Source organism: Enterococcus malodoratus ATCC 43197 (assembly GCF_000407185.1).
In the GTDB taxonomy this organism is placed as follows: domain Bacteria; phylum Bacillota; class Bacilli; order Lactobacillales; family Enterococcaceae; genus Enterococcus_A; species Enterococcus_A malodoratus.
Map to the genome: position 1 here is coordinate 1,817,146 of NZ_KE136481.1, position 26,166 is coordinate 1,843,311.

Below are 26,166 nucleotides of genomic sequence, written 5' to 3' on the forward strand. Positions count from 1 at the left end.
CTTAATTGTCAAATTAAGTTAGACAAATCATCAATACTTACGTAACTCAAAAATACTTCCAAAGGTGTTCGATAATCCAGTGATTTTCTAGGAATATTATTTCGTTTAGATGTGACAGATTGAATAAAAGATTCATCTACTGAATTGAAATCCATAGATTTCAATAAACCATCTCTACGTAACAATCCGTTAGAATTCTCGTTTAGGCCTCTTTGAGACGGCGTTCCTGGATCAGCGAAATAAATGGCAATATCATTGGCATTACTGATTTGTTTCCAATTTGAAAATTCCTTTCCACAATCAAAAGTGATGGATTTGAATAGATTTTTCGGTACAGATTCAAACCAATGATTTAATTTTTTTTCAATATCAATCGCTTGTCTACCACACGGTTTCAATGTGATGATAACTTTTGATAATCGTTCAACTAAGGTAATTACAGCACTTTTATGTTTCAGACCTACGATAGTGTCACCTTCAAGGTGACCAAACTCATTTGAGAATTGGCTATAATCTTTTTCACGTTCATGAATAGAGCGGCGGAAAGCTTGTTTTCCACGCCTTTCTTGATGTCCATTCGGTTTACGCTTGCCTTTCATCGGTAAGTCAGAAGGATTAAATAGCCCCTTTTTGAACATACGATAAATGGTACGAGCAGAACAACGAATAGGAAACGCTGCACGACCAACAATCACATCGGGTGTCCATCCTTGAACAACCTTTCTTTGAATATATTCTGATTGTTCCTCGGGTAAAACAAGCGGGCGTCTACCACAGTTTGATTTGTTTTTCTTATACTGTTGATAGTATTCTAAGGCTGATTTTCCTTGCTTGAAGAATAGGTATACTTTATGGATCGTTTGTCTTGAACGATTCAAGCAATGCGCAGTTTTCGCAACAGATTGATTTATTTTGAAATAAGACTCTATCATTACAAGTTCATCCGTTGTAAGATGGGTATAGGTCATTTGTACTCACTCCTTATAATTCTTTGGTCAGAACTATTTTGAGTGTAGCACAAATGGCTTTTTTAGTTGTCTAGCTTAATTTTACAATCGGCGATAATAAAAAATACGAGCCGCTTGGGCTCGTATTTTTTATACTTCGATCATTTCTTCCGAGATGGTCGCTCCTTTATTCTTTCCACGACCGATCAGCAGTAATAATTGCAACGCTGAGAACAAGAAACTGCTGTCTTTCATATAGGCAAAGTATCTTGGCCGCCATTGATCAACATAAACGGTTTTTTCTTCAGCAACTTGTTGAAACTCATAAATTGAATGACCGTATTTATAGATCAAATTCATGATCCGCTCTCCTAAGAAAGCAAAAGAAGTCTCGCCAACTTTTGCCAGTGGCGCCATCCCTTGATAGACTTCCACATAGCCTTGTTCCTTCAATTCATCCATCAAATGCAGCTTCAGAAAAGTTGGCAGCTCATTAGGAACATCATTGCGAAAACGCAAAAGATCAAAAGAAGCTCTTTCCCGATTGACCGGCTGCTCGGTAATAAAACCGACGATCCGGTTTTGCGGGTCGCGAGCAATCCCTAAATTGCTGGTTTCAATATATGCTCGATCAAATTGGCCAACTGAGAAACATTTCTCTTTTTCCCCATTTAACCATTCATCCGAGATTTCTTCCAGCTCTTCAAAAACTTCTTCCGGCAGCTTTTCAAAATAGATAAATTGATAGCCTTCGTTGGTCAATCGCTTAAATTCGAAACGATCAGAGAAAACATCGTGCTTATGCCGCGTGAAATCTGTCACGCCAGTTTCACCGATCTTGTCAAAATGAAAACCAACATCGTGTAACAGCAGCACATAGTCTTCCGATATTTTATAAAACGCCAGCTGATAGCCAAGCTGATCCGCATGCTCCATAAACGCCAAAGTCGCCGCCTGCCATTTTTCAGGATTTCCTACAGGATCACCCAAAACAAAACATTTATTAGCACGCGTTTGGAATCCGAAAACAATTTGATCATTGCCGTTTTCCTGATAATAAAAATACTGGTAACCCGATACGCGCAGATAATGACTGGCCGGCGTACCGCCATAGCGGTTAATCAAATAGTTGAACCGTTTTTCATCCCAAGCAACGCCCAATTTTGTTTCACTCTGTGTCAGATACTGATACAAAATCGCCAGACATAAAATCGAGAGAATCAAGCCAACTAGTCCAGAAAACCAAATCTCTTCAGATGGAAAAGCAAAATATTTCGTTGATAATCGTTCGGTACTCCAAATCTGACCACTATGATAGCCTGCTACCGCATAGAAAATGAACAATAGCCCAAACAAAATTCCATCGAAAGTCAAGGCGCCCCAAGAATAAACAAAGCGTTCGCGATAAAATTCTTTCCGTGACATCCAGACAAACAATAAAATCACCAAGTAAACGACAATCAAGCGAATGGATGCTGTCCGCGCCACTGTATTGACGATCCCAAAGATCAACAATAAAATCGTCGGCCAAAAAGCCCGTTTGACCTTTTGCGAGATGCCGCGAGCAAAGCCCAGCAGCAAAAAGCCGATCAATAGATTCAACGTCTGATCTAAGAAATCAAAAGAAAACGGCAGCAGCACCTGAAACAGGCGGCTGATATTAGATAAGTTCGTCAGCGTAGATAATAGAATCATCATAATTCCGGCAAAATAAACGGCACTGACCATAAACACGTGAGCAACCTTTTGTGAAAGCAACCGCGGTAAATTATCAAAGTAGCGATTCATTTTGACACTGGTATTGGTCAAAAAGATCACGATACCAGTCAGAAATGGAACCAAATAATAAAAGATCCGATAAAACAAGATCCAGACTACTGCGGTGCTTTGATTCAACCCAAGATGGCCTAACCCTAAAATCATCATGACATCAAATGTACCCGCGCCTCCCGGTACCATCGTCAGCATCCCTAAACCAGTCGCGATCACAAACATCGGATATACTTCACCGATATTCAATTTCACGCCCATCAAATAGCCGACTACTAAAAAGACCGTTAAAGCACCTAACCACTGCCCCATTGAGGCCAAATATAATTCAAAAATTTGTTTCAGTCGAAACTCTTTAAAAATCGTGCGGCGCCGGCTATAGACAAAGCCGAAAAGAATCGGCGCAAAAGCTCCGCCAGCCAATAACCAGATTCGATATCGGACAAATGGATTTTGTGTACGGAAGAAAAATAAATCCAAAGCCGTGATCAATGCCATAATCGAAAGACCCGCCAACATGAATAGAGCGATCTTAGAAATCACAGCCAATACTTTTTTCTTTTCCATTCCTTTGCCGTAAAAACTTGATCGCAGACTTACACCGACAACTCCGCCAAAGCCGGCCAAGTTATTGATCGTGTTAGTGGTCCAAGCAGAGACCAGCCATTCTTTGCGATTCATCCGTGGGCGTCCGCCTTCTTCCAGCGTTGTAATCGCCACATGATCATATAAAAGCATGGGTAGAACGCCGCATAGACCGATTCCCAACATACTTAATAATGCAATTTGGTCTTGTTGTTTGATCGTTTGCCAAACCGTTTGCCAGCTCATACCATGGGCGATATTTTTCACTTGATTCGCGACGAAAAATAAAACGACCCCGAAGAAGATAATTTTGAGCAAAGTGGCGTACCGTTTGAACCAGCGACTGATAGTCGTCATCCTACTACTCCCATTCTTTCTTTTCTTGTACTCTATTTTAAATGAATTCTTGTTTTGAAGCTATCCTTTTAAATTTAGGATTCCCTTAAAAATTGATTTGTTATTCTTTACAGTGATTGCTTGAATATCTACGTACTCGAAAATGAACAAAAAGAAAAAGCCTCAAATTGAGGCTTTTTACTATTTTGCATAATCAGTCGCACGTGTTTCACGAATAACGACTACTTTGATGTGTCCTGGGTAATCCAGCTCATCTTCGATTCTGCGACGAATATCGCGAACTAAACGAGTGGCATCTAAATCAGAAATTTCTTCTGGTTTGACCATGACACGTACTTCACGTCCTGCTTGAACAGCAAAGCTTGAATCAACTCCGTCAAAACTATTCGAAATATTTTCTAAGTTTTCTAAACGACGGATATAGTTTTCTAATGATTCGCTTCGTGCACCTGGTCTAGCAGCTGAAACTGCATCGGCAGCGGCTACTAAAACAGAGATAACTGAAGTTGCTTCTGTATCTCCATGGTGAGAAGCAATTGCGTTGATAACAACTGAATTTTCACGATACTTGGCAGCAAGTTCTGCGCCGATTTCCACATGCGATCCTTCGATCTCATGGTCTAACGCCTTACCGATATCATGAAGCAATCCAGCTCGTTGCGCTAATTGAACATCTTCACCTAATTCTGCGGCTAAGACACCAGTCAATTTAGCAACTTCCACTGAGTGATTCAACACATTTTGACCATAACTGGTTCGGAAATGTAAACGACCTAAAATCTTGATCAAATCTGGATGTAAGGTATGAGCGCCAACTTCAAAGGCTGCTTGTTCACCATATTCGCGAATGCGTTCATCCATTTCCTTGCGAGATTTTTCAACCATTTCTTCGATCCGTGCCGGATGAATCCGACCGTCTTGAATCAATTTCTCTAACGTCATACGGGCAATTTCCCGTCTGATTGGATCAAAACCGGATAGAACGACTGCTTCTGGCGTGTCATCGATAATTAAATCAATTCCCGTCAAGGTCTCAAGCGTCCGAATATTCCGGCCTTCTCGTCCAATGATGCGACCTTTCATCTCATCATTTGGCAACGTTACTACCGAAACAGTCGTTTCAGAAACAGCATCGGCGCCACAACGTTGAATCGCCATCGCTAGAAGATTTTTCGCTTTGCGATCCGCTTCTTCTTTGGCACGTTGTTCAGATTCCTTGACCATCACTGTTAACTCATGGTTCAATTCCTCTTCAGTCGTCTTCATGATTATTTCTTTCGCTTCATCTCTTGTTAAAGAAGCAACTTGTTCCAATTTTGTTTGTTGTTCATTGATTAGTTGTTCTACATCTTTTTCTCGCTCGTCAATTAATTGCTGTCTAGCACTGATTTTTGTTTCTTTTTCTTCCAGTGAGTGCTCACGCTTCTCGAGAGAGTCGTCTTTACGATCTAAAGTCTGTTCTCTTTGAAGCAAGCGATTTTCTTGCGATTTTAGTTCTTGTCTGCTTTCTTTCAACTCACTTTCAACTTGTGCGCGATACTGCTGGTTTTCTTCCTTGGCTTCCAACAAAGCTTCTTTCTTCAAGGTCTCCGCTTCTTTATTTGCATGCGTAATGATCCCTCTAGCTGTGTTTTGTGCCCCATCAATTTCTTTTTCATGGCGTGATTTTGCCACCACGAAACCCAAACCAAGACCGACAATTAAACCGATGATAGCGAGGAGAATAGGAACTAACATTAAATCCACCTCCGTACTATCTTATTTACTTATCTGTAGTTTTTTGATAAACGAATGTCAAATTATCAATATGCCTACTTGCATATGTGTTTGTCACACAACTTTATTCTAATGTTTGTATGATAGCGTGTCAACTTTATTTCCCTTTTGTCGGGCTAAGCAGTAAAGCGCTTTGCTTTGTTTTAAAAAGTCACGAAAAAAAACACTAATGACTAAGCAAATGCGCGCTGTCATTAGTGTTGATTTGTTTTTTATTCATCTAAAGGCAATTCTTCTTGACCGGCTTCCTCAGCTTCAATCGCTTCGCCTTCTTCACCGATACCATAAGCTGCACGCACACGTGTGGCAACTTCTGCCATCATTTCTGGATGATCAGCAAGGTATTTCTTCGCATTCTCACGACCTTGACCAATACGATCTTCTTTATAGCCATACCACGCACCGCTCTTATCAACGATGTCTTTTTCAACAGCCATATCCAGCAATTCGCCTTCTTGCGAAATTCCGAATCCGTACATGATATCAACTTCAGCCACTTTAAATGGCGGTGCTACCTTGTTTTTTACGACTTTGATCTTCGTACGGTTACCGACGATATCTGTTCCGTTTTTCAATTGTTCTGCACGACGCACTTCTAAACGAACAGTCGCGTAGAATTTCAGTGCACGTCCCCCTGGTGTTACTTCAGGATTTCCGAACATAACGCCGACTTTTTCCCGAATTTGGTTGATAAAGACTGCGATTGTCTTCGTTTTATTGATCGAACCAGATAATTTACGCAACGCTTGAGACATCAAACGAGCTTGTAAACCAACGTGAGCGTCACCCATTTCGCCATCGATTTCGGCACGCGGTACTAACGCCGCCACTGAGTCGATAACGATAATATCAACAGCACCACTAGAAACTAAAGCATCAGCGATCTCTAATCCCTGTTCACCAGTATCTGGTTGTGAAAGTAACAGCTCATCAATGTTTACACCTAAGCGCTGTGCGTATTGAGGATCTAACGCGTGCTCGGCATCGATAAAGGCTGCCGTGCCGCCATGTTTTTGCACTTCTGCGATTGCATGCAATGCCACCGTCGTTTTACCAGAACTTTCTGGACCGTAGACTTCAATAATTCGCCCACGAGGGTAGCCGCCTACACCTAGCGCCACATCCAATGCCAAAGAACCACTTGGGATCGTTGAAATTTGTTGATCGACCTTTTCCCCTAATTTCATGATCGAACCTTTTCCGTAGTTCTTTTCAATCTTCTTCATTGCAGCATCTAAAGCTGCCTTACGATCATTAGCCAATAGCTGATCCTCCTATTTCGTATAATAAATATGCTTCCACATCATTACTGCTTTTTCAATATCCCTAGTTTATCGGTTTGAAATCAAAAAAGCAAGCAAAAAACGAACAAACATTCGCATTTTTAATTTTTGTTTAGAATTGCCCGCCGAACCATATCCAAGCCCTTCATTACAGAACTATGACGAACATACGAACGATCGCGAGAGAAATGATTTTCACTTACGAGTGTCTCGCCATCTTTTTGCGCCAATGCAATATAAACAGTCCCTTTAGGTTTTCCTTCCAACTCATCTGGACCAGCTACTCCCGTGAAGGATACGGCAAAATCAGTATCCGCTAAACGCAATGCTGCTTCTGCCATTTCTTTTGCACACTCTTCACTGACCACACCGACGTGTTCTAATAACGCTGGATCAATCCCTAGAAAGCTTGCCTTCGTTGTTTCGGAATAAGTTACGAAACCTCCCGGAAAGACCTCTGAAACGCCTGGAATCGTGCCTAACGTTGCTTGAAATTCTCCAGCCGTCAAACTTTCCGCTGCAGTGATACTCAAACCTCTGTCTTTCAATAAATCTACTACGACCTCGACCAAGCTATTCTCTTCTCCATAACCATAGAAGAACTCGCCGACTTTTGCCAATATCTCCGCTTCTGTTTGATCCAATAGAGCATTGGCAGAAATTTCATCTTCGGTCTTCGCAGTGATCCGCAATGTTACTTCGTTTGGTTTAGCATATGGCGCGATTGTCGGATTCGATTGATGTTCGATCATTTCCGCTAGATCTGTCACTAATTTTGATTCTCCGATACCGAAGAAACGCAAGACGCGAGAAGTAAGTTTTTCCGTTGTTGGAAATTCCTTTTCCAGCAACGGACGAGCCTGTTCCAAGAACATCGGCTTTAATTCACTCGGTGGCCCTGGTAATAGAATATAATTGTTCTTCTCGCCTTTATATAAACAGCCAATCGCCAACCCTGTACGATTCGGCAACGGGATTCCATCCTTCAGTGTCTCGATTTGTCTTAAATTGTTTGGCGTCATGACGCTTTGACGCTGTGCGAAGAAGGCATTCAATGCTTCTAATCCTGCTTGATTTTGTACCAGCGGGACACCTACGTGATCAGCCAAAACATTTTTCGTTAAGTCATCATCGGTAGGCCCTAAGCCGCCGCCTAAGATAATCAGGTCGCTGCGAGTATCCGCTAATTGAAGCAGTTCTTCCAAGCGTTGCGGATTATCTCCTACAACCGTATGAAAATATACTTCGATCCCCATATCTGCTAATTTTTCTGATAAAAACGTCGCGTTCGTATTCACGACTTGTCCTAATAAAAGTTCTGTGCCCACGGCAATAATTTCTGCTCTCATTTGTTCCTCTTCTTTCTAAGATACGCCATTTTTCCTCAACTATAACAGAAAAAACGATCAGAACGATAGATTTCCTACCGCGCTGATCGTTTTTTTACATTGAACCCTTAAAGATAGCTGTGTTTTTAGCAAAGTAATCGTACCCTGAATAGATTGTAAAGAATAGACAGACGTACAACATAATTTGATCCATTGGAATACCGATAAAATTGAATGGCACATTGTTTAAGTACAACAGTACAATCCCAACCATTTGAGTTGCGGTTTTGATTTTCCCTGGCATGGCTGCCGCCATAACGCCGCCGCCTTGTTCCACGATCAACAGACGCAAGCCGGTCACCGCTAGCTCTCGACATACAATGATGGCAATTACCCAAGAAGGAGCTTTACCTTGCTCGACTAAAACAATGAATGCTGTCATCACAAGCATTTTGTCTGCTAATGGATCAGCAAATTTTCCGAAATTGGTAACTAAGCCGCGAGCACGGGCGATTTTCCCGTCTAAATGATCGGTGTAGCTGGCGATTGCAAAAATGATTGCCCCGACTAGCTGAGTGACGGCTAAGCTAGTATTTCCAACCTGTAGTGTTCCCCAATCCCATGGGACTAAAACGACGATCATAAACAAGGGAATCATAAAGATTCGAATGACGGTCAATTTATTTGGTAAATTCATTAGTGTTTCCTCCTAATTCTATTAAGCCTGACATTATGACGCGTAAGCGATGTTCAGTGTCACATTCTTTTGCAGCAATGAATCACCGGGTTGAAAATCGAGTGCTTGATCATTCACTTTGACTTCTGCATATTTTGCCATGCCAACCGTAATAATCGCTTGGGCCGCATCTGCCGGAAGTTCTGTAGTCTGTGATTCTCCTGGCTGCAATGTGTACTGATAAGTCAAAGCGCCGTTGATCTGCACCCCTACCCATACACGCTCTTTACCGGTAAAGGTAATTTTCAATGGTTTCTCCGCATGTTCGATCTTCATCGTTGCCGCGTTCGTTGTATTGTTTTCCATCGCAAAAGCCATCTTTGGTTTTTCTGGTTTCTTCGATGATTCTGTCGTTGGTTTAGGTTGTGATGTTGAAACCTTTTCTGCCGCCGATGATGACACATCTGAACGCTCGACTTGAACGGAACTATTTTCTGGAATAATTGCGGTTTCTTGATGGTCCAACCAAGTCATATATCCTACTACCGAGATAATGGCTAGTGCCACCAGCCCTAAAATAATCATCGGTAATGTCGCTCTGAAACGAGCCCGTGTAGGATTTTCAGCATGTTTGTTTTTTCTCAGTTCATCCACGGTCTCCAGTTCTGGATAATTCGGCAATGGTCGATCCTTGCCATCCAGCACATCGATCAGATGATTGCCGTCAAGTTTCACTTCATCAGCATATTGACGAATAAACGTCCGCAAATAATAATCACTAGGCAATTCTTGAAAATCGTTTTCTTCAATCGCCAGCAAATACCGCTTTTGGATCTTCGTGCGCTGCTGCAGCTCATCTAAACTGATTTTTTTATCGATACGGGCTTTACGTAACGTTTCTCCAATATTAATACTAGCCACTTGATTCTCTACTCCTATTTCATAATAATGGAATAATTTTTTTGAAGAAAAATTATCTCCGATTTTCAACACGTATATCATTCCACTAATTGCACTAAAGTACAAAGTGGAACTGACATCCTATTTCATAATAATGGAATAATTTTTTTGAAGAAAAATTATTTCCGATGCACAACACGTATCCCACTTTTTTGATTCTGCTAAAAATATGTAATGGGACTTAAACTATTCCATCCAACCACCGGCGACAGGCAAAACAATGCCGGTCGTGTAGCTGGCTTCTTTTGAAAATAAATACTGGCAGGCAGCCGCGATTTCCTTTGGGTCAGCCAAGCGTCCTAAAGGGATGTCTGCCTTTAAATCTGACAATTCTTGCGAGTCCCAATTGTCATTCATTTTCGTCTGTACAGCACCTGGAGCTACGACATTCACCGTAATTCCTAAAGTAGCGACCTCTTTTGCATAAGCTTTCGCAAAAGCTTCCTGCGCGCCTTTTACAGCACTATAAACGGTCTCCATGCTGCTGCCGCGATGACCATAAACTGAGCCGATAAAAACGACCCGTCCATTTCCATTTTTAGCTAGTTTTTCCTGCAACCCCTGCAATAAGAGCAACGGTGTTTTCAAATGGACCTGCCATAGAGCATCCATTTGATCTGCTTTTGTTTCTGGCAATAACTCATAAAATGTAAAGCCTGAGGCAAAAACAACGCCATCTACTTGGAACAATTGGGCTAGAAATTTAGGGATCTCCGCTTCCCTCAACATGTCTAAGGATACCATAAAAAAATCTTGCTGAGGATAACGTTTCTGTAAGTCTGAAACGAAATTTAAGACTTTTTCTTTTTGCTGATTGTAGTGACAGTAGAGGGACCAGCCTTGCCCCGCTAATTTTTCGCAAACAGCTTGACCAATATCGCCACTGGCCCCCATTACTACCGCATAAGGCATATTATGCCTCCTTTATTAATGATTGTTGACGCTCTTCAGCAGATTTAACTTGGAAAAGCGGAGCTGGTCTCCTTTTCCATGTAAAAACGTGTGAATGCATCTTCGTTGATAAATAGTTCGCCTGCTGCCAAAACATCCGCCAGTTCGATTTCTTGGATAATTTCCGGCATATCAAACAACGTCCATTCCCCGAACAATGACTGCGTAAACTGATTGGCAACATATTCTAACGAGTTCAGTGATTGGAAATACTTGCCTAACATTTTCTTCTTCAGTAAAGTCAGATTTTTTTCATTGATCTCTGGGTCAGTCGCAAAGTGCAACAATATCTCAGTTAAACGATCGGCTAATTTCTGTGGTTCTTCGCTATCGCCGCCGAAATCTGCAAAATAGAAACTGCGGTCTAATGAGAATTCATACCCAAAACTGTCATCTAGCAACCCTTCATTGTACATCCGTAAATAGTTCTGTGAAGTTGATCCCACTAGCATTTGGAATAATAGATCCATCGACACTTTAAAGATCAAGCGTTCCTTGTCATCAGCCGGCAGCTCTGCCAAGCCTTTGACCCCTACGATTGCTTTCGGCATCGTTATCGGCATTTTTTCTTCACTAAGTTTGATGATCTCGTCCGTCGTTTCTTGTGGGAAACGGCGTTGAATTGGTTCTGGCGCTTCAAACGTTTTTTCAGCTTGATTTTTACGAATGAAGTCCATCAAGGCCTCTGCATCTAAATTCCCTACTACGAATAATGTCATGTTGCTAGGATGATAGAAGGTGTTGTAGCAAGTGTACAAGTCTTCTGCCGTAATCTCTGCGATCGAATCAATCGTCCCCGCAATATCAATATGCAAAGGATGTTTTGGATACATATTCTTCAAGATAGCAAAAAACTGCTGCCAGCTTGGATCATCTTGATACATTTGGATTTCTTGACCAATGATTCCCTGCTCTTTTTGTACGGACTCTTCAGTGAAATACGGCGCTTGGACGAAATCCAGCAACGTCGCCAAATTCAATTCCAAGTGATCCGTGGTAGAGAATAGATAGCTCGTACGGGTAAAGCTGGTAAATGCATTTGCGGATGCTCCTTGTTCGCCAAATTTTTGGAAAACATCCCCGTCTTCTTTTTCAAACATTTTATGTTCTAAAAAGTGGGCGATACCATCTGGTACTTTCACGTATTCTTTTCCGCCGCGCGGAATAAATTCATTATCAATCGAACCATAGTTAGTGCTAAACAAACCATACGTTTTATGATATCCAGCTTTCGGCAGCAAATAGACTGTCAACCCATTCGGTAAAATTTCTTTATATAAAGTTTCATTGATTTTTTGATACGCTACTTTATCCATTCTGCTGTCCTCCATCTAGAAAGAAGATCGCTTGCAGACGAATTTTTTTTGCGACTTTTTGGACATCTTTCGTTGTCACTGCCTCCAAGCGTCTCAACCATTCTTCGTCTGTTAGTTTACTTTTCGGCAACCATTGTGCCAAGTAAGTAGTCTCGATCGTATTTTGCATGCTGTCTAAGCCCAGCAAATAGTGATTTTTCAGCATTGCCTTGGTTTGTTGAAAAGCCAGCTCGGTAAAATTGCCGGCTTGCAGTTCAAGTAATTGTTCATTGATTAGGTGTAGAACCTTCTCACGATTGTTGCTGTTGATTCCCGTTTGCACCTGTAAATAGCCTCGGAAAGTATCAAAGGAACTAGAAGCATAATAGGCTAGACTCGCTTTTTCCCGCACGTTCATGAATAGCTTCGAATGCGGAAAACCGCCAAATAACCCATTAAAAACCAACAATGCAAACCGATCGACATCTTCATAGTAAACATCCGTCGCGTATGCAAGATTTAATTTTCCTTGTGTGACCGCTTCTTGAACTTGCTGCTCACGAATGACATTGTCATTTGTTTGATAGTAATAGATTGCAGGAACACTTTCTTCTCGATCCGCAAATGGCAGTTGTTTGAATACTTCAGCCATCTCAGCTTCGTCCACATCACCAATCACGAACAGATCTACTTGATCTTGAGTGATCATTTCTTGATAATATGCTGCCAAAGCTTCACTGGTTTCATCAGCCAGATCGTCGACCGTACCGAAACTTGGTAATTTTTGAGCTTCGTCCGTAAAATAAGTCTCTTTGATTTTTAAAGAAGCCATCGTTTGTTTGTCTTCGTGCAATGTCTCGATATAACTTTGCAGATTTTCTTTTTCCAGCTGGAAAGTTTGTTCATCAAATTTTCCATCATGGATATTGGGATAAAATAGAACTTCCTGCAAGAAATCCATAACAGCCGGAAAAAGCTGTGGATCATTCACATATTTTCCATTCACGACTCCTAAACCAACATCCAGCCAATGCAGGTTTCCTTTCCGGCCAACATTGAGACCAAAGCTAGCGCCATAAAGTTCAGCCAATTGCCCGCTTAATTTGGTTTGGTCAGGATAACGCAATGAATTCGTCTCCAACATATTTGCTAAAAGCGCTCGCTTAGTCATAATTTCTTTGGTTAAACGGGTAGTAAAGCGCCCGTAGATTTGAATCGTTTTATATTTTTTGGTCGCAATCACGTGCAAACGCACGCCCTTTTTAAGTTCAATCATCACAAAGCTCCTTATTCTAACTAATGTATTTATTTTTTTCCGCAGAAAAAATAAGGCTGACACTCTGCCGCATACCATAATGGTGATGCTAAAAATCAATTGGCACATTAGCAGCTTAAATACTTCTAACGCAACCATTTAGACAATTTCCGATTTATTTCCTGCTAAAGCAGAAAATAGACCTGGCAGCTGGCAATATCTGTCAATCATTAAGGACAATTATAGCACAGGCACGGTCTAAGAACTGGAATCAGCACTGGCTGACAGGCTCATTTATTTCAATTTTTTTCTTCTTTCGCTATACTAAAATTAAGAACAAGGAGAGAGGAGTGACATAATGTTTAAAGAGTTTAAAGAGTTTCTAATGCGAGGCAATGTCATCGATCTTGCCGTTGGTGTTGTTATTGGTACTGCCTTTACTGCAATCGTTACGAATGTCGTTAACGGATTGATTACACCACTAGTTGGATTAATCGTTTCATTATTTACTAAAGGAAAAGATTTGAACGAGGCCATGTCGGTCTTAGACTGGACACCAGTTAAGGGTGTGACATTTGCCTTTGGCGATGTTGTCAGCGCACTGATTACCTTCGTAATTACTGGTTTTGTTTTATTCTTGATCGTTAAAGCAGCGAACAAAGCAAAGGATACTGCTACCAAAGAAGAAGCTGTCGTACCCGAAGTCAAAGTACCCACAGCCGAAGATTATTTGGCCGATATTCGCGATCTTTTAGTTGAACAAAATAAAGCTGCGCAAGACAATGGCGAAGAAAAATAAAAACCATGGAGCATCCGCTCCATGGTTTTTAAATTGCTTCTGTTAGAAATTCGATTTCTACTGTGCGAGTCAATACATCGGAATAGCTGTATGAAACACGTTCGAAAGAATTTTCTTCTGGATCCAAATCAACCACAAATACTGAAGGGTAAGTCTCAGTCAAGATCCCTTTACGTTGTGTCTGACGCTTGCGTCCCGTCTGAGCTACAAGCATTATCGGAGCTCCAATACGATCTTCCAAGTTTTTCTTGATAGTCGCTAAAGTTGTTGGCATACAGTTCACCTCAACTTATATTATAGCACAAATATAAAACTTTTCAATGTTATCATAAGATAAATAAATTTGCAAATTTCTATCCGATAAATGTGAAGTTTTTCCTTTAAAAATCATGATTTCAAACTATATATTTTTTTCTTAATTTTATTTTTTGCACGGTTCAGTGCGTTATGAATCGCCTTCTCTGTTTCGTTTAACCGATTGGCGATCGTTACTAGCTCCTCGCCCTTTAAGTAATAATACAACGTTCGATTTTCTAAGGTCGAGAGTGGAATTTCACCCGCCAGCAGCAGCTCGCTGATGTAAATATTCTCCTCCGTGAACTCATGATATTGAAAATGCTCACTGAAGGCCTCTGCCCCCACCTTTTCAATCGATACAGCTTGCTGTTGAGCCAAACGCTTCTTTGCTTGCTGGCGGCGTAAAAGGGAACGAATGCGATTTTCAAAAATCATTTTATAGTATAGACCGAACGTCGTCCCACGACCTCGGCGATAACTATGCAACGCATCATTCAGCGCGATCCGCCCTTCCTGCAGCCAATCATCATACTCAAAATCACGAATCAAGTAGCGAGCCTGCATACTGTAAATAATCGGCAAGTATTGCATAAACAGTTTCTCAAAAGCATCATCATCAATTTCTTCCAAACGCATTAAATCTTCCATTTTATACACCCCTCTCAACAATTAAAAGCATACACTTTCTGAGTGGAGTTGAGGCGTGTCGACAGTCGATTTATTTTTTTCGGCTCAATTCGTCCAATTTATGTGACAATTTTTGCAATTGTTCATTATTCCATGGAGAATTTCGGCGAAAATTTTTAAAATGCGTATCTTCTGTATCCCCAGTAATTAAATCTTCCGTTTGTTGGAGGGTTTTATATAGTTCCCGTGCAGATGTTCGCAAAGCACCTTGAGAAAAAATCGTCCATTGTTCAGCTAAATCACTCGTGGCTACTGTCACCTGAGTCAGGCGATCATTCAGTTCACCCGCGATCCGCTCAATATAGCTGTCAGCAGTTTCATCTTCTTTCGTGAAAACCACTGTCAATTGATATTTTTTATAGCTTTGCGTGATCCCCGGAACGAATTGAGCATCAAACACAACGATTGTTTCCAGCCCTTGATACTTCGCAAAATTAGAAAGTCGAAACAGTAACGCCTCGCGGGCTTCTTCCAAACGATCTTGGTTTTTTAACGCCGTTAATTCGGGCCATGCGCCGATCATATTGTAACCGTCAACGATCAACAATTGTTTTTTCATTACGGTTCACTTCGCTTTCGGAAGACTTCATACATCAATAGACCGGCGGCAACTCCGGCATTCAGGCTTTGAACATGTCCGGTCATAGGAATCGTCAACATTTCATCAACTTCCTTTTTCAAGCCGGCACTCATGCCCTTGCCTTCATTTCCGATAATCAAAGCAATCGGACCGGAAACCTTCCATTGACGATAATCGGTTCCTTCCATATCCGTTCCGAAAATCCAATAGCCAGCATCCTTTAATTGCTTGATGCTTTGGGCTAAATTCGTTACCCGTGCAATCGGTACATATTCTACCGCGCCGGTCGAAGCCTTCGTCACAACAGGTGTGATCCCCACTGAACGGTGTTTCGGAATAATCACTCCTGTCACACCGCTAGCGTCCGCTGTTCGTAAGATCGAACCAAAATTATGTGGATCTTCCAAGCTGTCTAAAATCAGCAAGAAAGGTGCTTCTTCTGAAGATGTCTTTGTCAGTAAATCATCTAATGTCAGATATTCATAAGGAGTGATTCCTAAAACAATCCCTTGATGGACACCGCCATCACTTAATGTATCTAATTTTTGTTTAGGTACCCATTTCACTGGAACTGCTTGTTCCTTTGCTAAACTCTTCAACTGATCGATTTTATCGCCATGAGCATCTTCTTGTATGAATAATTTATTTCCTCGTCCCGCCTGCAGCGCCTCAACGCTGGCATGATGACCGAAGACAAAATTATTTTCTTCTACCTCAGCTATTTCTTCTTGTTCTTTTCGGCGATCCTTCGGTCGATCATTTTTTCGCTGATTGCGTCGATCGTTTCCTCGCCATTGTTTTTTATCCTTCATTTGCTTCGCCCGCTTTCTCTAAACACCATCCGATTAATTCTTCCAATCGCTCTTTTTGTTCCAATAAATGCAAATACCCCATTAATGCTTCAAATCCAGTAGACATACGATACGTCATGATACTGGTATTTTTTGCGGAGGTATAACTTTTGGCATTCCGTCCTCGCCGATAGATTCCCTGCTCTTCTTCCGTCAGCATACCATCATCTAACATCTTTTGGATCAATGTTGCTTGAGCTTTAGCCGATACATAGTGGGTTGCCATGTGATGTAGTTTATTCGGGCGGGTTTGCCCCTTGCGAACGAGATAGTCCCGCACGTAAGTTTCATAGATCGCATCGCCGACATAGGCCAATGCTAACGCGTTTAATTGTTTATAATCTGTCATTATGCTCGTCTCCAACGGACGCCTTGCGGGGTGTCTTCCAAAATAATTCCTTGTTCCTTTAATTGGTCACGAATCTCGTCACTGCGAGCAAAGTTTTTATGTTTGCGGGCTTGGTTGCGCTCTTCGATCAATTGATCAATCTCTTCATCCAATAGACCAGCCGTTTGAAACTCAATGCCAAAAACGGTCATCGTCTCCGTAAATATTTTCAATGCCGCAGACAAGATTGCTGCCGAAACTTTTTCTTGTTCATTATAGTTGTTCATCCATTTAGCCAATTCATAAACGACCGTGATGCCGTTCGCCGCATTGAAATCATCATCCATCTCTTCGATAAAACGAGCCTCCAACGCCTGCAGCTCAACCAGTTTTTCCTGATCATCAGCTAATTCGGCTTCAGCTGTCGCTTGACGGAAGGTCGCATTTTCAAAAGCGGTCCGTAATTTTTGCAGATTTGCTTGAGCATCTTTCATGGTCGCTTCGCTGTAACGGATCGGACGGCGATATTGTGTCGTCGCCATGAAGAAACGCAAGATTTGCGGATCAATTTCCTTAACTAAATCATGGACCGTTACGAAATTCCCCAACGATTTACTCATTTTCGTATCGTCTTCACCAATCGTCACGTAGCCGTTATGCATCCAATAGTTAGCAAAATGCTTGCCTGTCTTAGCTTCACTTTGAGCGATCTCGTTTTCGTGATGCGGAAACTCCAAGTCTTGTCCGCCGCCATGAATATCGATTGTATCCCCTAGATGCTTCGTCGCCATTACCGAGCATTCGATATGCCAGCCTGGACGACCTGCGCCCCAAGGAGATTCCCATGAAATTTCATCTGGCTTCGCGCTTTTCCATAAAGCAAAGTCTAACGGATCTTCTTTGATTGCCTGTTCCGCACCGGTCCGTTGACTCGCACCAATTTCTAATTCATCGATTGATTGGTCACTTAGCTCACCGTAGTGCTCGAATTTACGCGTACGGTAATACACATCGCCTTGCGCTTCGTACGCGTAGCCTTTTTCAATTAGAACGTCGATAAATGCTAATATATCTGGAATATGATTGATTACACGTGGATGCAGCGTCGCGGGCTTCACATTCAGCGCAGCTGTATCCTCCTCAAAAGCCTCAATAAAACGATCCGCAACTTCTGGAGCGGTGATTGATAACTCCTTCGCCGCCTTGATTATTTTGTCATCTACATCGGTAAAATTCGATACATAATTCACTTCATAACCGCGGTATTCAAAGTATCGGCGGATTACGTCAAAGGCAATCGAACTCCGAGCATTTCCAATATGGATATAGTTATAAACAGTTGGTCCGCAGACATACATTCGAACTTTATTCTCTTCAATTGGTTTAAAAAGCTCTTTCTCTCGTGTCAATGTATTGTGTATTCTAATCATGTTGAACCTTCTCCCCTTTTATTCTTACTACCTTAGCCGGTACTCCTACAGCGGTTGTATCAGCAGGTATATCTTTTAAGACTACGGCGCCAGCGCCGATCTTAACTCTTTCACCAATCTCAATTGGGCCCAATATTTGAGCATTAGCCGAAACAAATGCTCCCTGACGCACCGTTGGATGCCGTTTACCAGTATCTTTTCCGGTTCCGCCTAAGGTTACCCCGTGGAATAATACAACATCGCGCTCAACTTCTGCGGTCTCACCAATCACTACACCCATTCCGTGATCGATAAAAACGCCGGGGGCGATTTTTGCCCCTGGATGAATCTCGATGCCTGTCAAAAAGCGCCAAAATTGCGAGTGAATCCGCGCCAATAAAAACCAGCGATGTCGATAAAGAAAATGTGAAAACTTATGAAAAAACAATGCATGAATTCCTGGATATGTAAGTACGACTTCTACGTTTGACCTGACTGCCGGATCATTTCGTTTCGCTGCTGTGATTGCATCTTGCCACCATCCCATTTACACCAACTCCTTTTTCGTTTAAATGTAACTATTTTCCATTCCATTTGCCAACCAACATTTTACTTCTATCCATTATTTGATTCTTGTGTCATATGAAACTGCGAAAAACGAAACTCGCAGCTATCTCGTATTAAAGAATGAACTTTTTCCAAATACAAAAAAGTTCGTTTGATTCTCAAATCGCATATCATCCAACTAAACTTCTTAAACAAAAGATTCCTCTAGCTTAGTTTTCAATGCTTATATTAGATAAGCTGCTAAAGTTGGAGTGACCGCTAACTCACAAGTACTGTACGAATTTTACTAACGTAAAAATTCGTAAGGTTTTCGTCACGCATACGATTTTGCTAAACATTTTTATTGCTAAATAAGCAAGCTTTTGTTGTATAAACTGTTCAACAGTATAAAACTGCAAAAATCGCAGCTATCTCGTTTTAAGGAATTCATTTTTCTTAAAACACGAAAAATGAGTCCTATTTTCACTACGCATATCATCCAACTAAACTTCTTAATCTATAATTTGCTTCAAACCAATACTTTAATGCTTTATTAAAACTACTGCTAAAGTTGGAGTGACAAAAAAAGCGTCTTTTGAGTTTCCTCAAAAGACGCTTTTACGTGGTCCCACTTTTGTTTGCAGTTATGCCTTGAAACAGGTAACGTCTGTGAACCGTTCTTGGCTACGTATCGCCAAGACCACTCTGAGATGCATTTCGCAAGTGTTGATCTGACTGCTTTCACCACCCGCAATCTCTCTGAATAACCATCACTTACTACTTCTTCTCTTCTTTGTGTTTACATTACTTGATTTAAATGTGCTAAGGCTTTTTCTTTGCCTAATATTTCGACTGTTTCTGGTAATTCTGGTCCATGCACCATGCCGCTGACCGCTACACGAATCGGCATCCAAAGGTTTTTCCCTTTTACACCGGTTTCTTTTTGAACGGCTTTGATCGCTGCTAATACACTCGCTGCATCGACAGTATCCATCGCTTCAAGTTGGGCTTTAAAAGCATTTAACACGGTTGAAACATCTTCACCTGCTAAAACTTCTTTGGCCGCATCGTCTAGCTCAAGCTGATCTTGGAAAAATAGATTAGAAATTTCCGTAATCTCTGCCGCATAACTCATTTGCGGTTGGTACAAGCTGACTACGCGTTTGACCCATTCCTTATGCTCCGGAGCTGGATTTTCTTCGACTTTACCAGCCTTGATTAAATAAGGCAAGCATAATTCAGTTAATTTATCTAAATCCATTGCTTTGATGTAATGGTTATTGACCCATTCCAATTTCTTCTGATCGAAGGCTGCTGGAGATTTACTCAAACGTTTAGTATCGAAAATTTTGATTAGTTCATCCTGCGGGAAGATTTCGTCTTCGCCAACTGGTGACCAGCCAAGCAGTGCTACAAAGTTGAACATTGCTTCTGGCAGATAGCCTAATTCACGATATTGTTCAATGAATTGCAGAATGCTTTCATCGCGTTTGCTTAATTTTTTCCCTGTCTCACTATTGATGATCAAGGTCATATGGCCAAATGTTGGACGCGGCCAATCAAATGCGTCATAGATCATCAATTGTTTCGGTGTGTTTGCGATATGATCATCCCCGCGCAACACGTGCGTGATCTTCATCAAATGATCATCCACTGCTACTGCGAAGTTATAGGTAGGCATTCCATCGCGTTTTTGGATGATAAAGTCGCCGCCCACATTATCTGATTCAAAACTGATTTCACCTTTGACCATATCATCAAAAGCAAAACTGGTATTGCGAGGAACACGGAAACGAATCACGGGTTCTAATCCAGCCGCTTCTTTTTCCGCTTGTTCTTCTGGAGTTAAGTTGGCACATTTGCCTGCGTAGTGAGGCATTTCACCGCGGGCACGCTGCTCTTCCCGTTCAGCTTCCAACTCTTCAGAGGTACAGTAGCATTTATACGCTAAATTGCTCATCAATAATTGGTCAATCAGCGGTTGATAAACTTCACGACGTTCAGATTGACGGTAAGGTCCGTATTCGCCAGGATTTTCTGGTGATTCGTCCCAATCGATTCCTAGCCACGCTAAATTCTCTAACTGGCTTTTTTCGCCGCCTTCAATATTTCTCTTTAAATCAGTATCCTCGATCCGAATGATAAACTCCCCGTCATTGTGACGAGCAAAAAGATAATTGAACAACGCTGTTCGGGCATTTCCGATGTGTAAGTGTCCAGTAGGACTTGGTGCGTAGCGCACACGAATTTTCGACATATATTAGTTCCTCTTTCCCGCTTATTTAGTAAATAAAATCATTTACTACTCAACATAAATTGTACAATCAATCCACTGTTTAGTAAAGCTGCACTGTTATTTTGCTGCTTTATCATTCGTATAATCTAATTTCTTATCAGGTGTATCATCTTTGATATTGCGGCTTGAATGTGCAGGTTTGGCGAAAATCATTCGGCCAGCCGCTGTTTGCAGGGCACTGGTTACGACTACTTCAATGTGTTCGTTCATGTAATGCTGTCCGTCTTCCACGACCACCATCGTACCGTCATCCAGATAAGCAACCCCTTGTTGTCGTTCTGTCCCAGCCTTCACGACTAAAACATTCATGTTTTCTCCCGGGATTACGACCGGTTTCACAGCGTTTGCCAACGCGTTGATGTTCAATACGGCCACATTTTGGAACTCGGATACTTTATTTAAATTGTAATCATTCGTCACGATTACACCATCTAGCAATTTAGCTAACTTGATCAACTTGCTGTCAACTTCGCTGATGTCTTCGAAATCCCCGTCGTACATTTCAACGGCGATCCCTTCTTCTTTCTGCAAGGCGTTTAAGATGTCTAACCCGCGTCGTCCCCGGACACGCTTCAAGCTGTCCCCAGAATCGGCGATGTATTGCAATTCATACAACACGAAATTCGGAATCATCAAGACTCCTTCTAAAAATCCGGTCATCGCAATATCATAGATTCGGCCATCAATGATCACGCTGGTATCTAAGATTTTATACTTATGGAAATGATCATCCGCTTTACGCTCAAGGACTTCGCCATCATTTGTTTCTGCTTTTTTGTTTCGACCGCTGAAGAATTTTTTCAATTCATCAATCCGCGTCGTCCCCATCCGAAAGCCTAGATACCCTAATAACAGCATGATCAAAATTGGTAACGCGCTGTTAATGAATGGGATTGGAATTTGATACAAAGGTGTCGTCCCAATCAATCCTAAGGTCAAACCTAGGATCGCACCTACTACTCCAAATAAGATATACGTCAAGCTAAGTTCATTTAATTGTTTCTCAATTCTTTTTACTCCAACTGTGATTGGGTCTACGATCGCCAAAGAAATAATATAAAAAATAATTGCACCAATTAGGCCGTTCGTAAGTGAATTATTCAACCACATGTTGTCTGCATAATTAATCGCTGTCCAAGCTGTTGGTAGGAAAGTGATTCCTAAACTGATCCCAACAAGCAGAACAATTACTGTCAACACACGTTTCTGCATGCCATCCCTCCTCAAAATAATAGCTCAAAGGCCGAAACCTTTGAATAAAGGGCGTGCCAGAAATACTTTCCGGCACCACCACTTATTAACGAAATACTTTTCTTAATGTTTCTCCTAAAGTCGCTACCGGGACCAGCTCGATCCCTTTTGGCGGCGTCCAATCGCCCATATTGTTCTTGGGCAGATAAATCTTTTTGAACCCTAATTTGCTGGCTTCTTTGACCCGCTGTTCAATGCTGCTGACGCGGCGAATTTCGCCGGTCAAACCAATTTCACCGATAAAACATTCGGTCGCCGCTGTGCCATTTTCTTTATAGCTGGAAGCGATCGCTACAGCAACAGCCAAATCGATAGCCGGCTCATTTAATTTTACACCGCCGGCTGCCTTTAAATAGGCATCTTGATTTTGCAGCAGTAGACCGGCGCGTTTTTCTAAGACCGCCATGATCAAAGATACTCGGTTAAAATCTAGTCCGGTCGTTGTCCGCTTGGCGTTCCCGAAAACCGTCGGCGTTACTAACGCCTGCACCTCAACTAATATTGGCCGGCTGCCTTCCATCGCTACAACGATTGCCGATCCAGTCGCACCTTCCAGTCGTTCTTCTAAGAAAACCTGAGAAGGATTGGCGACTTCGACTAACCCTTGTTCACGCATCTCGAAAATACCGATTTCATTGGTGGAACCAAAACGGTTTTTTACCGCCCGCAATATTCTAAAACTATGGTGCTTTTCTCCCTCAAAATACAAGACGGTATCCACCATATGTTCCAGCATACGAGGACCGGCAATATTCCCTTCTTTAGTAACGTGACCCACGATGAAGATCGCAATCCCATTCGTTTTAGCCAGCTTCAATAACTCCGCTGTGGTTTCACGAACCTGACTGACAGACCCTGCCACACTCGTAATATCCGGCTGGGTCATGGTTTGAATCGAGTCGATGATCACATAATCGGGTTTCAGATTTTCGATCGTCCGGCTGATTTCCCCCATATCTGTTTCTGCGTACAAATAAAAATCTGTATCGCTGGAGCCTAATCGTTCCGCCCGCAATTTAATCTGCTGAGCACTTTCTTCTCCTGAAACGTATAAAACATTTCCACCCGTCGCTGCTAATTGATGCGACACTTGCAATAGCAAGGTGGATTTACCAATACCGGGGTCCCCGCCGATCAATACCAATGAGCCCGGCACCACACCGCCGCCTAATACCCGATTCAGCTCGGCTAACTGCGTTTGAATCCGCGTTTCTTTTTTGAAGACGACATCTTTTAATTTAGTGGGTGTCGCGCGTTCACCGGTTATACTGACCCGATTGCGACGATCTTCCGGATGGTTTTGTTCAATTTCTTCCACCATCGTGTTCCAGCTACCGCAGTTAGGACATCGCCCTAAATACTTAGGCGAGACATAACCGCATTCTTGGCAGATAAATTGTGTCTTGGATTTTTTTGCCAAAACGTTCGCCTCACTCATTTGATTAATAGTTTATTTTTTGTCAGATGAACCAAATCCGCCAGTTCGTTCTGTAGCGGCTTCATCATTGTCGGCCTTAAGAAACGGTAAGAAAATCCCTTGTCCGATTCGTTCACCTTTTTTGATGTGAATATCCGTCAAACCGAAATTCGAAAATTGGAACATAATATGCCCTTCGTTGTCAGGGTTATTATAATAATCGCTATCGATCACTCCAATACCATTGCTCAGCGTCATGAAACGCTTCAACGGGTTGCTGGACCGATTCGCTAGTTGTAAATATTCATCTTGCCCCATATAAGACTTGATACCTGTGGGAACTAAGACTGGTTTAACGATTTTTTCAGCTGCCTCTGTCCCTTTGGTAAAATGTTGAATGATTTGTTTCCAAACCGCTGGGATCACGATATCTTCTGCCGCTTCAAAATCATAGCCCGCCGCATTTTTAGTTGCTCGTTTTGGTAAATTGATTGCCTTATCTTGATACGCTGCGGTAACTTCAAAACCTCTTTTTTTCATTGTAAACTCCCTTTTAACTGATTGCCTAATTCGCATTCTCCCAATAAAAAAACTGGGAGGTAAGAAACTGACATCCTTTGTGAAATATATTGCTATTCTACCATAGAGCGGGCATCTGTTCGAAAATCTTTTGCGAAAACTCTATGGAAATTTAATGAATTTTTTGCGCCTTTTGATCAATTTTCACCAATTCGTTCATCCAGCGCTGGAAGACGGTTGATGTACATCTCGATCCGTTTTGCATAGGAAGGATTTTCCTCATAAATTCTGATCTCTTTTTGCAATGTTTTAAGATCATCCGTCACGATGCCGTTAACATTCAGAGAAATCATCCGATCCATTGAATCGGCGTCATTGACTGTCCAAGCATAAACATCTTTTTCTTCCTGATGGGCCCGTTGAACAAAATCACTCGTTAACGTTGTTTCTTCCATTGTATAAGCATTCGCCGGGGTTTGCGGGAAAACTAAATTATAAGGTAAGACATAACTCACATACAACTTTGGCGCTTTCTCTTTCAGTCCGATCACCACATCATAATCCAAGGAGTGGATTCGATGATGATGAGTTAAAATATTCTGCTGGTATTTCTTGATGAAATTTTCCAGCATTGATTTAGAATACCCAGAGTACGTTTTGATTTCAATCAGCAATTTTTGCCCATGTTCATTGGCAAAAGCCAAATAATCATCAAAACTTGCGATCGGAGCTACATGTCCATTCTCTGTTGCATGTAAATCTTGCAGCTCAGCCAGTGTTAGTTCACGGATTGTTTTGTTCTCACCGGTAAGATTTTTTAAATTCTTATCATGGAACACGACAAATTGATTGTCCTTGGTTTCTTGGATATCCATCTCAATATAATCCGGCTTTTCTTTGATCGTGGCCGCCATCGCCGGGATCGTATTTTGCACCCCGTTGCCATTATCGACTCCTCGATGAGAGATTGTTAACGGTGTAGAATCTGCCAAGCCAGTTAAGTACAGCACATTATTGATCAGAATCGATCCGCCAAAAAAGATACATAGCAGGATCGCGGCGATTCGTGTCCACAAACTTGGACGAATCATACGCAGCGGGCGTTCACCGCTGATCACTAGCGGATGAAATTTTTGTACGAGTACACTGAAATACAAAACAGTTGCCCAAGCCAACATTAATTGACTGAAGAATTGGATACTCGTCAAGGTAAGCATTGCACCGATCGCTGGAAATGGTTTCGGCAGCAAATCTAATCCAACCTGCAAACCATAGCTTATTCCATACCCAACATAAGAAACGATCGTTAAGAAAACCGTCAAAATGAAAATCCGCCAAGCATAATGCCAAAAACGATGGTGGGTCAATGCCAAACTTTTTGACACCGCTTGTTTGGGCGTTTCGTCAGAAAATATCATCAGCGGCAGAACGAACAGCAAGCGAATCCCGATATACGAAATGACCAGTGAAGCAATCGACAATAATAGAAGAAACAGTAAGTTCTCACTTAAATAGTCCAAAATAAATACGGGAATCGTCACCTTGCTTAATAAAGGAGTACGAAAAATGGCATTCGCAAAAGGTAAAATCAGAACAAAATAAAATAGAAAGAAAAAGAACGTCGCCGGTCGTAAATGCCGCATGTGATAGATGGATTGCTTAAATAGCTCCCATAACGAACGGTCCTCTTTTGTTTGAATACTTTTGATTCCAAATAGCTGAAAAGTGAACTGTAAAAAAACCAGGGTCAGTACCAGTGCCAATAGCAGCAATAAGGCTCCCAAGACAGCGGGATGTTTCGTTAAAATCGTTAAAATATTCGTATTAGAAACATACGGGATATTTCCTTGTTTCAAAATGAACGCGACCAGAAACTGGACGCAGGGAATCACCAGCATTTCCAAAACAATATTCGTTCCTACGATCAAAAGAATGTAACTGCCCCAATGGCGTAAAAATTCTTTTGAATAAGTGAAAAAGAATCGTAGTGAAGACATTTGTCC

General features: G+C 41.7%; 23 protein-coding genes and 1 other annotated feature. Of the genes, 1 reads left to right on the top strand and 22 read right to left on the bottom strand.

Annotated elements, in window-relative coordinates; translation table 11 throughout:
* Positions 1–8: 8 nt before the first annotated feature.
* The 10 genes from I585_RS08890 to yfmF form a co-directional block, all read right to left on the bottom strand.
* Positions 9–968 carry an IS30 family transposase gene (locus I585_RS08890; protein ID WP_002330482.1) on the bottom strand — a complete coding sequence of 320 codons (960 nt, stop codon included), beginning with the start codon at positions 966–968 and terminating at the stop codon, positions 9–11.
* A 129-nt stretch (positions 969–1,097) separates the two neighbouring features.
* Positions 1,098–3,659 carry a bifunctional lysylphosphatidylglycerol flippase/synthetase MprF gene (gene mprF, locus I585_RS08895; RefSeq protein ID WP_010742707.1) on the bottom strand — a complete coding sequence of 854 codons (2,562 nt, stop codon included), beginning with the start codon at positions 3,657–3,659 and terminating at the stop codon, positions 1,098–1,100.
* 180 nt (positions 3,660–3,839) lie between these two features.
* Positions 3,840–5,396: a ribonuclease Y gene (gene rny / locus I585_RS08900; protein ID WP_010742706.1), complete on the bottom strand. Its 1,557-nt coding sequence runs from the start codon at positions 5,394–5,396 to the stop codon at positions 3,840–3,842.
* A gap of 251 nt (positions 5,397–5,647) precedes the next feature.
* The gene (gene recA / locus I585_RS08905; protein ID WP_010742705.1) at positions 5,648–6,697 is read right to left on the bottom strand and encodes a recombinase RecA; all 1,050 of its coding nucleotides are present in this window, start codon (positions 6,695–6,697) and stop codon (positions 5,648–5,650) included.
* A 122-nt stretch (positions 6,698–6,819) separates the two neighbouring features.
* A complete protein-coding gene (locus I585_RS08910) occupies positions 6,820–8,067 on the bottom strand; it encodes a competence/damage-inducible protein A (protein WP_010742704.1) in 1,248 nt (415 codons plus the stop codon).
* A 94-nt stretch (positions 8,068–8,161) separates the two neighbouring features.
* Positions 8,162–8,743, bottom strand: a complete 582-nt coding sequence (pgsA, locus tag I585_RS08915; protein ID WP_010742703.1) for a CDP-diacylglycerol--glycerol-3-phosphate 3-phosphatidyltransferase — start codon at positions 8,741–8,743, stop codon at positions 8,162–8,164.
* Between the two features lie 33 nt (positions 8,744–8,776).
* Positions 8,777–9,715 (bottom strand): RodZ domain-containing protein, encoded by a 939-nt coding sequence (locus I585_RS08920; RefSeq protein WP_010742702.1) that lies wholly within the window; start codon positions 9,713–9,715, stop codon positions 8,777–8,779.
* Between the two features lie 153 nt (positions 9,716–9,868).
* Positions 9,869–10,594: an elongation factor P 5-aminopentanone reductase gene (ymfI, locus tag I585_RS08925; RefSeq protein WP_010742701.1), complete on the bottom strand. Its 726-nt coding sequence runs from the start codon at positions 10,592–10,594 to the stop codon at positions 9,869–9,871.
* Between the two features lie 44 nt (positions 10,595–10,638).
* Complete coding sequence (gene yfmH / locus I585_RS08930; protein ID WP_010742700.1) at positions 10,639–11,949, bottom strand: EF-P 5-aminopentanol modification-associated protein YfmH; 1,311 nt, start codon at positions 11,947–11,949, stop codon at positions 10,639–10,641.
* On the bottom strand, positions 11,942–13,204 hold the full coding sequence (yfmF, locus tag I585_RS08935) for an EF-P 5-aminopentanol modification-associated protein YfmF (RefSeq protein ID WP_010742699.1): 1,263 nt from the start codon (positions 13,202–13,204) through the stop codon (positions 11,942–11,944). The genes yfmH and yfmF overlap by 8 nt, the downstream gene beginning before the upstream one ends.
* A gap of 337 nt (positions 13,205–13,541) precedes the next feature.
* Here yfmF and mscL point away from each other — a divergent pair, with 337 nt between their 5' ends.
* Entirely contained in the window at positions 13,542–13,982 is a 441-nt protein-coding gene (gene mscL, locus I585_RS08940; RefSeq protein WP_010742698.1) for a large conductance mechanosensitive channel protein MscL, read from the top strand.
* Between the two features lie 28 nt (positions 13,983–14,010).
* Here mscL and I585_RS08945 read toward each other — a convergent pair whose 3' ends face one another.
* The 12 genes from I585_RS08945 to I585_RS09000 all read right to left on the bottom strand — a co-directional run bounded on the left by I585_RS08945 (position 14,011) and on the right by I585_RS09000 (position 26,160).
* Positions 14,011–14,256 carry a Veg family protein gene (locus tag I585_RS08945; protein WP_010742697.1) on the bottom strand — a complete coding sequence of 82 codons (246 nt, stop codon included), beginning with the start codon at positions 14,254–14,256 and terminating at the stop codon, positions 14,011–14,013.
* A 113-nt stretch (positions 14,257–14,369) separates the two neighbouring features.
* A complete protein-coding gene (locus I585_RS08950; protein ID WP_010742696.1) occupies positions 14,370–14,927 on the bottom strand; it encodes a sigma-70 family RNA polymerase sigma factor in 558 nt (185 codons plus the stop codon).
* Between the two features lie 70 nt (positions 14,928–14,997).
* Positions 14,998–15,525, bottom strand: coding sequence for an NYN domain-containing protein (locus tag I585_RS08955; protein ID WP_010742695.1), 528 nt, complete (start codon positions 15,523–15,525; stop codon positions 14,998–15,000).
* Positions 15,525–16,358, bottom strand: coding sequence for a 23S rRNA (guanosine(2251)-2'-O)-methyltransferase RlmB (rlmB, locus tag I585_RS08960; RefSeq protein WP_010742694.1), 834 nt, complete (start codon positions 16,356–16,358; stop codon positions 15,525–15,527). Before rlmB ends, I585_RS08955 begins: the two co-directional genes overlap by 1 nt.
* Positions 16,348–16,746 (bottom strand): Mini-ribonuclease 3, encoded by a 399-nt coding sequence (locus I585_RS08965; RefSeq protein ID WP_010742693.1) that lies wholly within the window; start codon positions 16,744–16,746, stop codon positions 16,348–16,350. Before I585_RS08965 ends, rlmB begins: the two co-directional genes overlap by 11 nt.
* Entirely contained in the window at positions 16,746–18,155 is a 1,410-nt protein-coding gene (cysS, locus tag I585_RS08970) for a cysteine--tRNA ligase (RefSeq protein ID WP_010742692.1), read from the bottom strand. The genes I585_RS08965 and cysS overlap by 1 nt, the downstream gene beginning before the upstream one ends.
* On the bottom strand, positions 18,148–18,681 hold the full coding sequence (gene epsC, locus I585_RS08975; RefSeq protein ID WP_010742691.1) for a serine O-acetyltransferase EpsC: 534 nt from the start codon (positions 18,679–18,681) through the stop codon (positions 18,148–18,150). The genes cysS and epsC overlap by 8 nt, the downstream gene beginning before the upstream one ends.
* Positions 18,682–19,285: 604 nt before the next feature.
* Positions 19,286–19,483 (bottom strand) — a binding site (T-box leader).
* Complete coding sequence (gene gltX / locus I585_RS08980) at positions 19,480–20,937, bottom strand: glutamate--tRNA ligase (RefSeq protein WP_010742690.1); 1,458 nt, start codon at positions 20,935–20,937, stop codon at positions 19,480–19,482. (Overlaps the previous feature by 4 nt.)
* Positions 20,938–21,033: 96 nt before the next feature.
* Positions 21,034–22,188: a PIN/TRAM domain-containing protein gene (locus I585_RS08985; RefSeq protein WP_010742689.1), complete on the bottom strand. Its 1,155-nt coding sequence runs from the start codon at positions 22,186–22,188 to the stop codon at positions 21,034–21,036.
* A gap of 85 nt (positions 22,189–22,273) precedes the next feature.
* Complete coding sequence (gene radA, locus I585_RS08990; RefSeq protein WP_010742688.1) at positions 22,274–23,647, bottom strand: DNA repair protein RadA; 1,374 nt, start codon at positions 23,645–23,647, stop codon at positions 22,274–22,276.
* A gap of 30 nt (positions 23,648–23,677) precedes the next feature.
* The gene (locus tag I585_RS08995; RefSeq protein WP_010742687.1) at positions 23,678–24,184 is read right to left on the bottom strand and encodes a dCTP deaminase/dUTPase family protein; all 507 of its coding nucleotides are present in this window, start codon (positions 24,182–24,184) and stop codon (positions 23,678–23,680) included.
* A gap of 176 nt (positions 24,185–24,360) precedes the next feature.
* A complete protein-coding gene (locus tag I585_RS09000; protein ID WP_010742686.1) occupies positions 24,361–26,160 on the bottom strand; it encodes a glycerophosphoryl diester phosphodiesterase membrane domain-containing protein in 1,800 nt (599 codons plus the stop codon).
* Between the last annotated feature and the right edge of the window lie 6 nt (positions 26,161–26,166).